Consider the following 14,880-nt stretch of genomic DNA (forward strand, 5'->3'; position numbering starts at 1 on the left):
CCTAGATAGGGTCAGGCTGCGCTGAGCTTGGCCAGAACTTCGTCGCTCACTTCAAAGTTCGCATAAACGTTCTGCACGTCGTCATCATCGTCCAGCGTTGAGATCAAACGAAGAACCGACTGCGCCTTTTCCTCATCAACCGGCGCGGTCGTCGCAGGCTTCCAGATTGCCTTGATTGATTCCGCTTCGCCAAGCGCGGCCTCCAGCGCCTTCGAAACGTCGCCGATGTCTTCGAAAGCACACAGAATTACGTGGCCCTCTTCATCGCTCGCCACATCATCGGCTCCAGCCTCGATTGCAGCTTCCATGATCTTGTCGGCGCTACCTGCGTCGGGCTTGTAAGTGATTTCGCCGACACGATTGAACATGAAGCCGACGGAGCCGGTTTCACCCAATGCGCCACCAGCCTTGGTGAAGGCCGCACGCACATTGGAGGCCGTGCGGTTTCGATTGTCCGTCAATGCCTCGACGATGACAGCAACGCCGCCCGGGCCATAACCCTCGTAACGGACTTCCTCGTAGTTGTCGGCATCGCCACCGGACGCCTTCTTGATGGCGCGCTCGATATTATCCTTCGGCATCGACTGCGCCCTGGCGTTCTGTACGGCCAGGCGCAAGCGCGGGTTCATCAACGGGTCGGGCAGACCCTGCTTGGCAGCGACCGTGATTTCGCGCCCGAGCTTGGAAAATATCTTTGACCGAACGGCATCCTGGCGCCCTTTGCGGTGCATGATGTTCTTGAATTGTGAATGGCCTGCCATGGCACCCCTGCGTGCTTTCTTGCGGTTGTTGATGTTTCACTTCAGGGCCCTGCAATGAAGTTGCGGGCTGCACCGAGCGGAAACATGCTTCTGGAATGGCGCCCTTATAGGTAAAAAGCGACGCCTCGTCCAGCACCAGTCGCTTCAGGCGTTCACTCAAACTTCAGTCTGGTGTCCTGGTAGCCGGATTTCGATATCGCTGAGCAAAGGTCAAACCACTCACAACCGATGCAAGCGCGTCGGGTTTGGCCTTTCGTGAAGGCGTCGCGGAATTTTCCGACCGTCATGGCGTCAAGATCCACAGTATCGCCAATCTGAAGCGGCCTGCCAAGCAGATTGGCAACGTCATGCATTGCCTTGATATCCCGCTCAATGACGCTGTCGCGCAAGCAATGCGGCTCGGTCGTCGCAAGAAGGGGCTGACAGATATCGTCCGGCCCCTCCTCAATCAGGATATTCTCGCCCGCCACCAATCTCGCAACGATGCCGTCGTAGTTTGCGGTAAAGGCGGGACCATAGCCTTTACCGATATAGGTTAGCACGCAGAGCAGATGGTGCGCGCGGAGCTTGACGGTCAAGAGAGGCGAATACCCGAGCGGCGAAACATCTCGATTGTTGCCGCAGCCAGCGCCGATTTGAGGACACCACCGATGATGAATGGCGCAACACCAAAAATCCATGCCTTTTCGAGGCCGATCATGTTTGCCAGCCACGCCCCGCCGAGCAGAAGGCAGAGCGCATTGCCAAGAAGCATGATGCCGAAAGCCGCGAATGGATTGCGCGTCAGGCCACGTTCCGCGAGAAGACCAACGAATGCTGCAACGACAGGAAAGGAAAACAGATATCCAGCTGTTGGACCTGCAAAGGCAATCTGGCCCGGCATGCCCTCGGCCAAAACAGGCAATCCGAGGAAAGATTGGAGAAGCCATGCAATGACGGTGATACCGCCGAGCCGCCAGCCATAGAGCGCGCCTACCATGGTGACCGCGAAGGTCTGCATGGTGATTGGCACCGGCACCATCGGAACCGAAATCCACGAACTGACCGCAAGAAACGCGGTGCCGATCACCACTGCCAGCGCCTTGAAGGCGAGCGATCGGTTAGCGAATTTAAGTGGAACGAAAGCCTCGGCAAAAGTGGTCTGGGTCATTGATACAAATCCTCTAGGACGCGTTGAACGTAGTCGAACTGTGATCAGTCCTTCTTTTTTTTGCGGCGCGCCAGCATGTTGAGCGCCTCGACAAGAGCGGAAAAGCCCATCGCCGCATAGATGTAGCCTTTGGGAACATGGTAACCAAACCCGTCGGCGATCAGCGTCATACCAATCATCAAAAGGAAGCCAAGCGCAAGCATGACTATGGTCGGATTGTTGGCGATAAATTTTGACAACGGCTCGGCTGCCAGCATCATAACAGTCACGGCAGCGAGCACGGCGATAACCATGATTGCGATTTCATCAGTCATGCCGACAGCGGTAATGATGGAATCCACCGAGAACACCAGATCGAGCACCAGTATCTGCACGATGGCGGCACCCATGGACAGCGTGACTGTCTTTCCGATGACATCTTCCTTGGCATCCTCGTGGTCGACCGTGTGATGGATTTCCTTCGTGGCCTTCCACACCAGAAACAGACCACCTGCGATAAGGATAAGGTCGCGCCAGGAGAAGCCGTGGCCGAAAGCCTCGAAGACTGGTTCTGTCAGCTGTACGATGATCGAAATTGTGAAAAGCAAAACCAGTCTCAGGACCAGTGCCGCGCTTATACCGAGCCGGCGCGCGCGCGCCTGCTGTTCCTTCGGCAGCTTGTTGGTGAGAATTGAAATGAAGATGAGATTGTCGATACCGAGCACCACCTCCATCACGACAAGTGTGACGAGGGCTATAAGGCCTGACGGCGTGTAGATGAAATCGAAATAGGAGAGTAGTGCTTCCATGGGGGTCGTTCCTGTGTTGCTGTGGCCCGGATGGTGCAAATTTGACGACACGACTTATGGTCAGGACCTGTTAATCTGATGGAAATGGTAGGAGGCTTTTTGTTTGGATACGAGGAGAGGAGCGAAGGCGATGGAAATGTTTATCCATTTTCGAGCCTTTGCGACACAGTAGCCGGGCGAAAAGGCCATATCCTCCGGACGCCGAAACGGCTGCAAGCTGCAGTGTCGAATCGTTCGGCCGGGGGAAAACCCCGCCCTTCACGCTTCTCCTCGCATCTTCTTGCCGTTCAGGCGCCATTTCAATCATATTAATAGGTCCTAACTAGGTGAGGGTGCGCCGTTCGGTCAACTCATTTCCAAAATGAGGGGATCGTTTCTTCAAGCCTTGGGCCGAGACGCAAGGGAGCGATCTTTTCGGCGAGGCCCGTGCGGTCGGAAATCTCGACCCCGACGCCGCAGATTGTCGCCTTGCCGCTGGCGGCTTCAAACCGGCCTTTCGGCACTTTGGAGAGGAATCTGTTGAGCGGTTCTTCCTTGTCCATTCCGAGCGAGGAGTCATAGTCCCCGCACATTCCGGCATCGGACATATAGGCGGTTCCGCCGTTGAGTATCTGCGCGTCTGCCGTCGGCACATGTGTATGAGTGCCCACCACGAAACTGGCCCGGCCATCGACAAAATGGCCAAAACACTGTTTCTCGCTGGTCGCCTCCGCATGAAAATCAAAGACCACCGCATCCGCCTGTTCACCGAGCGGACATGCAGCCAGGATTTCTTCGGCTATCGTGAAGGGATCATGCAAATCCGGATGCATGAAAACCCGCCCCATAATGTTGGCGACGAGCACGCGGGCGCCATTTTTGGCAAGAAATATGCCCGAACCTTTTCCGGCCGTCCCCAGCGGGAAATTCGCAGGTCGCAGGAAGCGCTGCTCCCGGGCGGCGAAGACCAGCGCCTCACGCTGATCCCAAACATGATTGCCGGTGGTGACGACGTCAGCGCCGGCATTGATCGTATCGTGGAAAATCTCTTCGGTGATGCCAAAGCCGCCGGCCGCGTTTTCACCGTTGACGATTGTAAAGTCGAGTTTCAGATCGGAGATGAGGCCCGGCAATTGTTCATAAACGGCTGTACGGCCAGAGCGGCCCACCATATCACCAAGAAAAAGTAATCTCACGCGCACATCCTGAGTGAGAGCCCGCTCTTCCGGGCTCGTAATTGTTGATTGGCTTTATCGATCTAGCCAAAGCTGCGCAACCCGCTTTCCGTCAGGACGGCCTCCAGCGGCACATCATGCGGTTCATCAGGTACGATTTCTACTTGTTGACAGTCAAAAGCCACGCCGATCAACCGTGGATTGACGCCAATCTCCTTCAGTCGCGCGATTGCCCGGTCATAATAGCCAGCACCATAGCCGATACGATGACCGCGCTCATCGAAAGCGGCAAGAGGGACCAGCATGAACGAAGGATCGAGAACCGCCGCATCCTCGGGCGGTCCGGCCGTGCCGAAACCCGTGGCAACCATTGGCGCACCGCGCACGAGTTCGCGAAAAAGAATCGTCTGCTTGTCGATAATGACCGGAAGGCATAGCCGCGCTCCTTTTTCACGCAAATGGAAAAGCAGGGGGCGCAGATCCACTTCCGACCGGATCGGCCAGAACCCCGAGACATTGGTCCCTGGATCCACGACAAGGGTCGAGATGCCGGCGTCGGCGATGCGCATCGACGCTTCGATCCGATACTCCGTGGAAAGCGTGTCGCGGCGGTCCAGGGCTTCGAGCCTCAAATTCTTCTTCAGGTCTTTGATGGAGGAATGGTGCGTCAAGCGGGTGACTTCATGAGGGGCTGGAAGCTGGAGTCCAGCTCGGATGAGCACAAAAATTCAAAGCGGCGTCCACACAACCGATGGAGAAGTCGATCCCGGGAACCTACAAAGTAGGTGGGTGCCGTGTGAAGAAGCCCACGGGCCTCCTCAGGGACAGCTCCCTAAGGGATCATTAAGGCCCCGGGGAATATGTCTCTCCTGTCGAGAAGCGCAGAACGCCAACCCAAATATAGGACGGTTGGTTGGATTGCACCAGTAGGGTTGTCGGCTAATTTCAACCTGTAGCGCTCGTTAGTTCGCGACCCTAGAGCCTTTCATGCCTGGATGATAGGCTCTAGTCTGGCGCCTCGCAGATCAGGAGACAAATAAATGAGCGTTCGAATCCGCCCTTTGCAAAAATCCGACGAATCCGAGTGGCGGCGGCTTTGGACTGCTTATTTGGCCTTTTACGAGACCACAGTGCCTGAAGAGGTTTACCAAACGACGTTCGCGAGGCTGACTTCCGGTGCTAGTCATGAGTATCGCGGTTTCATCGCCGAGTTTGAAGGCAAATCTGTCGGGCTAACGCACTATCTGTTTCATCGGCACAACTGGAGCATCGAGGACGTCTGCTACCTTCAGGATCTGTACGCCGACCCGGAGGCACGCGGCAAGGGCGTTGGTCGCGCATTGATCGAAGCCGTCCACGCCGAGGCCGCCAAGGCTGGTGCCCACTCGGTCTATTGGACAACGAACCAGGATAACAGGACGGCACGCCAACTCTATGACAGGATCGCGAAAGTAACACCCTTCATCAAGTATGTGAAAATGGTTTAAGCATCCGGCGGTTCTCAATCATACCGCCCGCCGTTGTTTGCCACCCTGCCATTTCCCGTTCAAGTTGTATTCTTCTTCCAAGATTGTTACCGTCCCGTCCAATCGTAAAGCCGTCGAACGTACGGACTTACAGGGTTTCGGAACTAATCCACCTCAAGTGCATTTCGCAATACGAGCCATGGGAGTTGAGCGTTGGCGCCAAGAGCAAATTGGAAAGGCTTTCTGAAGGTCGCAGAGCTTTCGTGCCCTGTGGCGCTATATACGGCTGCCTCGACTTCCGACCGCATCGCCTTTCATACGTTGAACCGCGCCACCGGCCATCGGGTTCAGCGGCAGTTCATTGATTCCGACAGCGGCAAGCCAGTCGAGAAGGAAGATCAGGTCAAGGGCTACGAGGTTGGCGACAACGATTATATCGTACTCGAGCCCGAAGAGGTTGCTGCCGCAGTTCCCGAGAGCGACAAGACGCTATCAGTCGAAGCATTCGTCGCGACGGACGATGTAGACGACATATATTTCGACAAGCCATATTATCTCGCACCCAGTGACAAACACGGCCAGGAAGCCTTTGCCCTTATCCGCGAGGGCATGAAAGACAAGAAGGTGGCGGCGCTTGCCCAAACGGTGCTTTTCCGCCGCGCCCGCACGCTTCTGATCCGCGCGGCAGGCGGTGGACTAATCGCCAACACGTTGCACTTCGATTACGAGATCCGCTCGGCCAAGGATGCGTTTAGCGACATCCCCGAGATAAAAATCACGGGCGAAATGCTGGACCTGGCCAAGCATATTATCGAAACGAAACGCGGCACCTTTGACCCAGCCGAGTATAAGGATCGATACGAGGCTGCTCTTGCCGAACTGGTCCGGGCTAAACTCGAAGGCAAGCCACTCCCCAAGAAGCAACCCGCCAAGTCCGAGAAGGTCGTCGACCTTATGGAGGCGCTGCGGCAGAGCGCGGGGGCGGGCAAGAAAGAAGCGAAGCCCAAAAAGACGCCAGCCCGCAAACCCAAGGCGGAACCCGCACGGAGGAAGGCGAGCTGATTCATGGTTGCGCTTGAAACATACCGGAAAAAACGCGATTTCAAGACAACGTCAGAGCCAAAGGGACGCAAGTCGCGCAAGGCCGGTAATAGTTTCGTCATCCAGAAACATGATGCGACGCGACTTCATTATGATTTACGCCTTGAAATGGATGGCGTTTTGAAGAGCTGGGCCGTTACGCGCGGCCCAAGCCTGGTACCGGGTGAGAAGCGGCTCGCGGTCCACGTGGAAGACCATCCTTTGGAGTATGGCGGCTTCGAGGGCACGATACCCAAGGGCGAGTATGGCGGTGGTACTGTCATTGTCTGGGACCGCGGCACCTGGACCCCGGTCTTTGACCAGAAGTATGGTTATGCCAAGGGCCATCTGGAGTTCGAACTTCACGGCGAAAAGCTTTCAGGGCGGTGGCATCTGGTTCGCATGCATGGCAAACCGCGCGAAAAGCGCGAGAACTGGTTGCTCATAAAAGCGGAAGATGATGCAGCGCGTACTGAAAGCGATCCTGATATCCTTGAAGAGCGCCCCGAATCCGTAAAGACCGGACGGGAAATCGCCGATGTCGCTGGCGAAGACCCCGGCTGGTCTTCAAAAACCGGCAAGATCGATAAAAAAAAGACGGCCAATGGCAAAACTGCCAGCAAAGCCGCCAGAGCACAGTCTTCTGACCTCCAGGCGGCGAATGGCCCTGATCCCTCAAAAATCGACGGAGCCAGGAAGGCACCCCTCCCCTCTTTTGTCGAGCCAACGCTGGCCACGCTTGCACCAAAGCCGCCTTCGGGCGAGCGCTGGATTCACGAGATAAAGTTTGACGGCTATCGACTGCAGGTCCGGATCGAGGCCGGCCGGGTCAAGCTATTCACTCGCAACGGCCTCGACTGGACCAAGAAGTTCGGCAAAGAAATCGTTGGCGCATTTCAAAGTTTGCCGATTGGCACGGCGCTGATCGATGGCGAGCTGGTGGTCGAAACAGCTGGAGGCGCCTCCAACTTTTCCGCCCTGCAAGCCGATCTCAGCGACAATCGCACGGATCGTTTCGTCTTCTACGTTTTCGATCTTCTCTATCTTGATGGCTTTAACCTGCAGGACGTGCCCTTGGTCGAGCGCAAGGCCATGCTTGAAAAACTGACCGCCGATGCGCCCGGATTGATCCGCTATAGTGGCCATTTTGAAGAAAACGGGCCCCTTATTCTCGATCACGCCTGCCGGCTCAGCCTCGAAGGTATCGTGTCGAAGCTTCGCGACGCGCCATACCGCTCCGGCCGCGTCAAGGATTGGATCAAGGCCAAGTGCTCACAAAGGCAGGAATTCGTCATCGGCGGCTACGTACCATCCACCACATCGCGCAGAGCGATCGGTTCGCTGGTCATGGGCGTTTACGACGGCAAGAAGCTTGAACATGTCGGTCGCGTCGGAACAGGATACAGCGCTTCAGTAGCAGAAGATCTGTTTCGCAGGCTCGAACGCATTCGCGCGCCGGAAAGCCCCTTTGCGGAACGACTGAGTGCCGATGCGGCACGCCAGGTGCGGTACGTGAAACCGCAACTTGTCGCTGAAGTGGAATTCCGCTCCTGGACGGCAGACAACAATCTGCGTCATGCAGCGTTTCGCGGTCTGCGCGAGGACAAGCCTCCAAGTGAAGTCGTGCGCGAGACACCGAAATCGAAGGCATCACCACAACCGGAGAGGCCCACAGTGAAACTTACCCATCCAGATCGGATCTATTGGCCGGAGGAAGGCGTCACCAAGCAAGGTTTGGCGGACTATTATACGGAGGTCTGGAAGTATATCGCTCCCTTCGTCGTTGCACGCCCGTTGGCCCTGCTCCGGGGTCCGGAAGGCATCAGTGGCCAAACCTTCTTTCAGAAACACGCGTGGAAGGGCCTCAATTCCAATATTGCCCTCGTCAATGATCCAAAAGACAAAGACGACGAACCATTGATCAGTATCAACGACCTGGATGGACTCATCGGCCTGGTGCAGTCGGCGGTCCTCGAAATTCACCCTTGGGGTTCGACAATCGCAGATTGGGAGCGCCCGGACATGATCATCATGGATCTCGATCCCGGTGAGAATGTTTCCTGGGAACAGGTCATAGCAGGCGCATTCGAAACCCGGGAACGGCTTGAACAGGCGGGTCTGGCCGCCTTCGTCAAGACGTCCGGGGGCAAGGGTCTCCACGTCGTGGCCCCGGTCAAACCCAAAGCTGCCTGGCCGGAAGTCAAGGCTTTCACCAAGGCACTTGCCGATTCGATGGCGTCCGACAGTCCTGACGCCTATGTCTCGACGATCACCAAGTCGAAACGTACGGGCAAGATTCTCATCGATTACCTGCGCAACCAGCGCGGTACGACAGCAGTGGCACCCTACTCTACCCGGGCGCGTCCAGGCGCCGCCGTTTCAATGCCACTCGAATGGGATGAACTTACTCCCGGCATTGGTCCGGCCTATTTCACGGTTTTGAACACGGCGACGCGTCTTGCCGCGATAAAACGCGATCCCTGGGCCGATTTCCGCGCAGCAGCCGCTCCCATTGAAAAGCCAAAAACCAAGAGGAAGAGTTAGCGTTTTTTCGATTTGCTTTCGCTGGCGATACTCTTCTTCAAGGCGTCCATGATATTGACGACATTGCTCGGAGGTTCCGAGGTGCTTTCCTTTGGCTTTGCCGGACGCTTCTTGCCCTTCTTCTTGGCCGCGATAATTTCCAGAAGGCGATCCTGAACTGGATCATCGACCATCTTGGGATCCCAAGGCTTCATCCGCTCGTCGATCAGCGTCTTCACTAAAGGCATGAGGTTGCTGTCGACCTTGTCGTTTTTGATGTCCCCGAAATACGCATCGCGATCACGCACCTCATCGCCATAGCGCAACGTCCATAAGACGATGCCCCGATCTCGCGGTTCCAGCATTACCGCGCGCTCCCGCCTGTACATAACCAGCCGCGAAATCCCGACCTGACCGGTCGCCTCCATCGCATCGCGGATGACCGAAAAAGCCTCCTCACCGACCGGATCGTCCGGCGTCAGATAGTGTGGCTTGTCATACCAGACCCAATCAATGCTATCGCGCGGCACAAACATCGAAATATCGATCGTTCGCGTGCTCTCGAGCCCCACCGCCTCGATCTCGTCATCCTCGAGCATGACATATTCGTCTTCGCTCCGCTGATAGCCTTTGACCTCGTCGTCCTCCTCCACCGCCTTGCCACTGACGGAATCCACATAGTGACTGACAACGCGGTTGCCGGTTTTCCGGTTGAGCGTGTGAAACTTGACCTTTTCATTGTCCGTCGTCGCGGGCACCATCGCGACCGGGCAAGTGACGAGCGAGAGCTTCAAATAGCCTTTCCAGAATGAACGCGGTGCCATGACTCATACTCCCCCAATATGCGCATGAAAAACGGGCTGATAGCCAATTCGTTCCATAGAATCAATCATGTAGCGTCACGGGAGTTTGGCCGCAAGGACATCGGCCTTGTTGATCTGCGGCGGACTGGCGAAAAGCTCATCTGCTCGCGCCATCAGAGCGGCAGCAACCTTTCCTGATAGATGTGCGTTGCGCCCCCCCTCGTCAGCAAAAGCGTCGAAGATTGCGAAGGAACTTTTACCGAGGCGTATCGCGAACCATGCGATGGTTCCGGATTCTTCATTTACCAGCGGTAAAGCCGACTGAAGAAACGCCGCGACGTCTTCCTCTTTTCCGGCTTTTGCTTCGAGGGGCACGTAAAGAGCAAATTTGGTCATGGTGGTTCCTTCTCGAACTGGGACGGGATTTGCGTGGCAAGCTTGCACCTTTTTTGCGTCACAGGGAACTGTCCCGTCGCGACAAACGTTCTTCGACCGCAACAACAGGGTGAAGAAATGCAGCCGGACTATGCGTATTATGCTGAAATAACTGGGCTTAAACTGGTCGATCCGGAGACATTCACCCTAAAGCGCGAGCCGTGCGGAGACAGCTTCCACTACGTCCGCACCAATGGACGTCCTGTTTCAAAAAAGCACCTCGAGCGCATCGCCGCTCTGGTTATTCCTCCTGCGTGGACAGAGGTTTGTTGCTGCGACGAATCCGAAGGACATATTCAAGCAGTCGGCCTGGATGCGCTGGGGCGCCGGCAATACATCTATCACCCGAAATGGGAGGACGTGCGCAACAATATCAAGACGCATCGCTTGCTTGCATTCGGCAAAGCACTTCCCCGAATCCGCAAGCGCATTCTGCGTGATATGCAGCGCCCCCCGACATCAAGTCGCCCGCTTGTCGCGCTCGCAGTGAAACTGATCGATCAAAAGGCTTTCCGGCCCGGGCATGAAAAATATGCCAAGGATGGTGGTCGAGGCATCGCCTCACTCAAGAACAGCGATCTCAAAATCAACGGCAATATCGCAAACTTCGTCTTTGCCGGTAAATCGAAAAAGAAGAACGAAATAGCCATCACCGATCGCGCCGCCGTCCGGCGCTTAAAGGCCCTGAAACGGCGGGGAAGGCTATTCCAATACAAGGACAAGCAGCGCTGGCGCAGCCTGCACGCGGGAGAACTGAACCAATATCTGCAGGAAATCTCCGGCTCGAAAGTCAGCGCCAAGGATTTCAGGACTTTTCATGGATCCGCCCGCGCGCTTGAATTCCTGGCGCAGAACGATGCCAACACCGATTCCGCCCGGAAGCGGGCCCTTTCTGCAGCCATGCGCAATGTCAGCGAATTCCTGCGCAACACACCCGCGGTGGCACGATCGAGTTATGTGCATCCCCTTGTGACAGAGTGCTTCAATGCCGGCCAACTGGATAAGTCACTGCTGCGTGCGCCCCACCGGAAAGGTCTCACTGGCCCGGAAACCGGGCTGATGAGGCTTCTTGAGCAAGCACTGGAATGAACCATGCAGGCGTCTGATTGAGGCATGGTAAGCAGGTGACGGATAGGGTCCGCTCCAATTCGTATTGCCGGGACGTACGCACTTGCTAGATTTGCCTATCGAGAATGTTTTTTTGCAGTGCGGTAAGTGGTGCATTCGACAAACGAATCCAATTCAATTTGCGACAGAGCAGAAAATGCGCTTAGCTTTTTGCCTATCGCCGCAACAATCGCGCGGAATGGCGGCCCGCAAATTGAGATGTGTTCTCGCTGAACAGATGGGAGCGTGTCATGACATTCACAGATAGAGACCGACGGATATTCGCCACTACCGATTGGGAAATTATGCAGCGGGCTCACAACAGAGCATCGCAATTGTTGGATCGGTGTCCCAAGACGCACGAGCGGTGTAATGATCTAGCTCGCGTCATCATGGCTATCTATGAGAGCGGCGTTCGCGATGAGGATGAGCTGGCGGCAATGGCAGCAAATCGTGAACTCAACTTTATGGCAAGTCGCGGGCATTTCCAAAAACCGTTTCCGTTCAAGAATGCGGATTCAATCTATTACTCCGCAACCGAACACTAGCGCGGGAAAGTGAGAAGCCGAACCGAATACGGCTTCTCGTGAGGTCTTGAGCAAGGCGATCAATTTCACGCCAGGCCCGCGGCCTTGAGCTTATCCGGTGTGAACGGTGCCTGACGGATTCGCACGCCGGTCGCGTCGAAGATCGCATTGGCGATAGCCGCAGCAACAGGTCGCATGGAAGGTTCGCCAGCGCCGCTGGGCGGAAGTTCCTTGTGATTGATCAGAACCACGTCGATTGTCTCCGGCGTCTCGGTAATGTCGAGGATCGGGTAGGTCTCCCAATCGATACTGGTGACGTTCTTGTCGTCGAACTGCACTTCCTCATGTACCGAACGGCTGATTGCCTGGACGATATTGCCTTCGATCGTATGCGTAAGCTGCCGTGGATTGACAATCATGCCACAGTCATGAGCCACGGTGAATTTCCGGGCCCATATCCGACCGGTCCGGCTCTCGATTTCGACATCGCAGACCACCGCTACCCTTGTACCGCTGCGTTGCGCATAAGACATCCCCTGCCCCTTGAACCTGCCATTGCCTGCGCTTTGCCGACGCGCGGCAGTGCGAGCTTGCCAGCCGGCCTTTTCCGTTGCCGCCTTGACGACGGCGATGTCACGAGGGTCGGTAATGTATTTGAGGCGGAATTCCAGCGGATCCATGCCGACGGCATAGGCCAGCTCATCGATGAATGATTCCGAAGCGAAGTGGATTTGCGGCCCGACAGGATCGCGCAGATGAGTCGTCCTGAGCGGCGATGCCCGGTCCAGCAATGGGGCGACCGTTTCCCACGCCTTTCTCTTCGCCGGGAAACCGTAAGACTCTTCCGGCACGCCAAAACCGACGCCGGGCTTTAGCGGTATATCGATGAGCTGACCAGCCAGCGTATCGCGCGTTGCGCTCTCATTGGAGTTGACGTCAACCCGGGAGAAGCCCTTGGATTCGAAATGCCAGGCAAGAACGTTGTCATCCTTGTCGAGCGCGGCACGTGCTGTATGGATAGAGGCAGGACCTTTAGGGTCCCACCCTGTGCCGTCCTTCCGCATACCCTGAACCCTGATCGGTTTGCCAGTCAGCTTGGCGATCAGCGCCGCGTCGGCGGCAGCATCGCCGGCATCGTTGCGGCCGTAGCTGCCGGGGCCGGGAACCCAGATGCCATGCACGTTCTCCGATGGCATATCCAGGATTGCGGCGACGCCCGCGGCGGCAAAATGCGGCTTCTGCGACCCAGTCCATAAGGTTGCGCTGTCACCTTTGATTTCAACCACTGCGCAGGCCGGGCCCATGCTCGCATGACTCTGAAAAGGCCACTCATACGCCGCCTCGACGACTTTAGCGGCGCCCGCGAAAGCAGCATCAACATCCCCGACATCTTCGCCAGGTTCGCGATGTACCGATTTCGCATTCCGAAGATGATCGAAAATACCGGCCTGTGTCGGGAAGTTCGGCGTTGAATCCGACCATGTCACCTTAAGCTGGTCGGCCGCCCTGATCACATCCCATTCCCGTGGCGCCACAATTGCGAGGAAGCCTTTCTCGCGCACAATCTGCACGTCCGGTATGTCTTTGACCGAATCTGCATCGACCTCGACAGGCACGGCACCCGCCACTTCGGGACGTATCACTCGAGCGTGCAACATGTTTGGCACCTTGATGTCCACGACGTAATCGCCGGTGCCCATAACCTTCCATGGCACGTCACGGCGCATAGGCGAACTGCCGATAACCTTGTGGTCGGCAACAGGTTTTATCGTGCCTTTGCCTTTGACAAAGAGGCTATTGCCAATTTTTTGATTCCACTCGAGCTGAGTGTCAAAGAACCGGCCGCCGATCAGTCCGGCATAGGTCACCGTTTTCGCCGGATCGGCGATGGAACTGATGACACCATCGTCCACTTTTAGGTCCGCGGCGGGTACACCAAGCTGCTTCGATGCCATGTCGATAAGTTGATAACGCGCTTCCGCAGCCGCGCTCTGCAGCGCTGTGCCACCCTGCTGAATGCCGGTGGAGCCCGAAGCTCCGCCCTGGTTGATGCTGGTCGCCGTATTGCCTTGCTGCACGAAGACCTTGGATACTGGGAGATCGAGCTCCTCAGCCACCATCTGGGCAACGCCAAGATCAGTGCCCTGGCCCATGTCCATCTTGCCCCAGAAGGCGACAACGGTACCGTCCGCGTTGACCTGGATATAGGAGGACAGATTTTCAGGTTTCAGCGGAGGCCGTGTCGTGGCACCCAAGACGGCCGCGCGCGCCTTGTGGCCGGGCAGTACAACGGAAACAGTAAGTGCGCCGAAGGCACCGAGAAACATGCGCCGGTTGACATTGAACGTCATGATTGCCTCCTCACGCCTGTGCAGCGCGCTTGACGGCGCGCATTATACTGTAATGCGTACCGCACCGGCACTTCAGCCCGCGCAATGCATCACGAATTTCACCGTCGCTGGGACTAGGATTTGTCTCAAGGAATGCTGCCGCCGTCATCAGCCAACCGTTGAGGCAATAGCCGCACTGCGGAACCTGCTCCTCGATAAATGCCTCCTGGATCTTGTGAGCTTTGCCATTTCCCCCACCGAGACCGGCCAAAGTAACAACCTTGCCGACGCCAACTGAGTCGACCGGAGTCACGCATGAACGGACGGCCTGTCCGTCAATATGCACCGTGCACGCACCGCACTGTGCCAGACCACAGCCAAAACGAGGGTTCCGGAGGCCAAGATCGTCACGAAGAGCATAGAGCAGCGGCATTTCTGGATCCGCTGTAATTACATGACTATTACCATCAACATTAAGCTGGATTTGTTTCGTGGCCACGTCTTCCTCCCGTGAATCGGTAAACATCATTGCCCTATTCTTTACGATAGTGAGGACGCGCAAACCGGGCAAGACTTAATGCTTGTGGAAACTGTGCGAGACACTCGTATAGCCGTGCGATCACAAAGATGTGCTTGTCGCGTGAAGTTGATCTCCGAAAATACTTTGGAGCGAGGTTCGGAATCTTTACGGCATCGCAGTGGCATTTACCGGCCAACCGTCCCCATCTGGGTGCATATCAATATGTGTTGAGTTCC

General features: G+C 56.3%; 15 protein-coding genes and 1 other RNA gene. 5 read left to right on the top strand and 11 right to left on the bottom strand.

What is annotated here, in order from left to right:
* Window positions 1–11 precede the first annotated feature (11 nt).
* The 7 genes from J2X72_RS00730 to ssrS form a co-directional block, all read right to left on the bottom strand.
* Entirely contained in the window at window positions 12–761 is a 750-nt protein-coding gene (locus tag J2X72_RS00730) for a YebC/PmpR family DNA-binding transcriptional regulator (RefSeq protein WP_209999302.1), read from the bottom strand.
* A gap of 152 nt (window positions 762–913) precedes the next feature.
* Window positions 914–1,339, bottom strand: a complete 426-nt coding sequence (locus tag J2X72_RS00735) for a DUF1284 domain-containing protein (RefSeq protein ID WP_310067393.1) — start codon at window positions 1,337–1,339, stop codon at window positions 914–916.
* On the bottom strand, window positions 1,336–1,911 hold the full coding sequence (locus J2X72_RS00740) for a biotin transporter BioY (protein ID WP_310067395.1): 576 nt from the start codon (window positions 1,909–1,911) through the stop codon (window positions 1,336–1,338). The genes J2X72_RS00735 and J2X72_RS00740 overlap by 4 nt, the downstream gene beginning before the upstream one ends.
* A 44-nt stretch (window positions 1,912–1,955) precedes the next feature.
* On the bottom strand, window positions 1,956–2,699 hold the full coding sequence (locus tag J2X72_RS00745) for a TerC family protein (RefSeq protein ID WP_209999297.1): 744 nt from the start codon (window positions 2,697–2,699) through the stop codon (window positions 1,956–1,958).
* 350 nt (window positions 2,700–3,049) lie between these two features.
* Entirely contained in the window at window positions 3,050–3,874 is an 825-nt protein-coding gene (locus J2X72_RS00750) for a TIGR00282 family metallophosphoesterase (protein ID WP_209999296.1), read from the bottom strand.
* A 62-nt stretch (window positions 3,875–3,936) separates the two neighbouring features.
* Window positions 3,937–4,524: a 5-formyltetrahydrofolate cyclo-ligase gene (locus J2X72_RS00755; RefSeq protein WP_310067401.1), complete on the bottom strand. Its 588-nt coding sequence runs from the start codon at window positions 4,522–4,524 to the stop codon at window positions 3,937–3,939.
* 63 nt (window positions 4,525–4,587) lie between these two features.
* Window positions 4,588–4,744, bottom strand: a non-coding RNA gene (gene ssrS / locus J2X72_RS00760) — 6S RNA.
* Window positions 4,745–4,893: 149 nt separating this feature from the next.
* Here ssrS and J2X72_RS00765 point away from each other — a divergent pair.
* The 3 genes from J2X72_RS00765 to ligD all read left to right on the top strand — a co-directional run bounded on the left by J2X72_RS00765 (window position 4,894) and on the right by ligD (window position 8,943).
* Window positions 4,894–5,340, top strand: a complete 447-nt coding sequence (locus J2X72_RS00765; RefSeq protein ID WP_310067402.1) for a GNAT family N-acetyltransferase — start codon at window positions 4,894–4,896, stop codon at window positions 5,338–5,340.
* A 192-nt stretch (window positions 5,341–5,532) separates the two neighbouring features.
* On the top strand, window positions 5,533–6,381 hold the full coding sequence (locus J2X72_RS00770; protein ID WP_209999293.1) for a Ku protein: 849 nt from the start codon (window positions 5,533–5,535) through the stop codon (window positions 6,379–6,381).
* 3 nt (window positions 6,382–6,384) lie between these two features.
* Window positions 6,385–8,943, top strand: a complete 2,559-nt coding sequence (gene ligD / locus J2X72_RS00775) for a DNA ligase D (RefSeq protein ID WP_310067405.1) — start codon at window positions 6,385–6,387, stop codon at window positions 8,941–8,943.
* On the opposite strand, the gene J2X72_RS00780 is transcribed toward ligD, so the two are convergent.
* Window positions 8,940–9,746, bottom strand: a complete 807-nt coding sequence (locus J2X72_RS00780; protein ID WP_310067407.1) for a Ku protein — start codon at window positions 9,744–9,746, stop codon at window positions 8,940–8,942. The genes ligD and J2X72_RS00780 overlap by 4 nt on opposite strands.
* A gap of 75 nt (window positions 9,747–9,821) precedes the next feature.
* Window positions 9,822–10,121 carry an antibiotic biosynthesis monooxygenase gene (locus J2X72_RS00785; protein ID WP_310067410.1) on the bottom strand — a complete coding sequence of 100 codons (300 nt, stop codon included), beginning with the start codon at window positions 10,119–10,121 and terminating at the stop codon, window positions 9,822–9,824.
* Between the two features lie 117 nt (window positions 10,122–10,238).
* Here J2X72_RS00785 and J2X72_RS00790 point away from each other — a divergent pair, with 117 nt between their 5' ends.
* The gene (locus tag J2X72_RS00790) at window positions 10,239–11,249 is read left to right on the top strand and encodes a DNA topoisomerase IB (RefSeq protein ID WP_310067412.1); all 1,011 of its coding nucleotides are present in this window, start codon (window positions 10,239–10,241) and stop codon (window positions 11,247–11,249) included.
* A gap of 269 nt (window positions 11,250–11,518) precedes the next feature.
* Window positions 11,519–11,815: a hypothetical protein gene (locus tag J2X72_RS00795; RefSeq protein WP_209999288.1), complete on the top strand. Its 297-nt coding sequence runs from the start codon at window positions 11,519–11,521 to the stop codon at window positions 11,813–11,815.
* A gap of 65 nt (window positions 11,816–11,880) precedes the next feature.
* Here J2X72_RS00795 and J2X72_RS00800 read toward each other — a convergent pair whose 3' ends face one another.
* Together J2X72_RS00800 and J2X72_RS00805 are read right to left on the bottom strand one after the other, a co-directional pair.
* Window positions 11,881–14,145, bottom strand: a complete 2,265-nt coding sequence (locus tag J2X72_RS00800) for a molybdopterin cofactor-binding domain-containing protein (RefSeq protein WP_310067415.1) — start codon at window positions 14,143–14,145, stop codon at window positions 11,881–11,883.
* A gap of 10 nt (window positions 14,146–14,155) precedes the next feature.
* Entirely contained in the window at window positions 14,156–14,650 is a 495-nt protein-coding gene (locus tag J2X72_RS00805) for a (2Fe-2S)-binding protein (RefSeq protein WP_405044643.1), read from the bottom strand.
* Window positions 14,651–14,880: the final 230 nt, after the last annotated feature.

This window comes from Phyllobacterium sp. 1468 (assembly GCF_031455525.1).
In the GTDB taxonomy this organism is placed as follows: Bacteria; Pseudomonadota; Alphaproteobacteria; order Rhizobiales; family Rhizobiaceae; genus Phyllobacterium.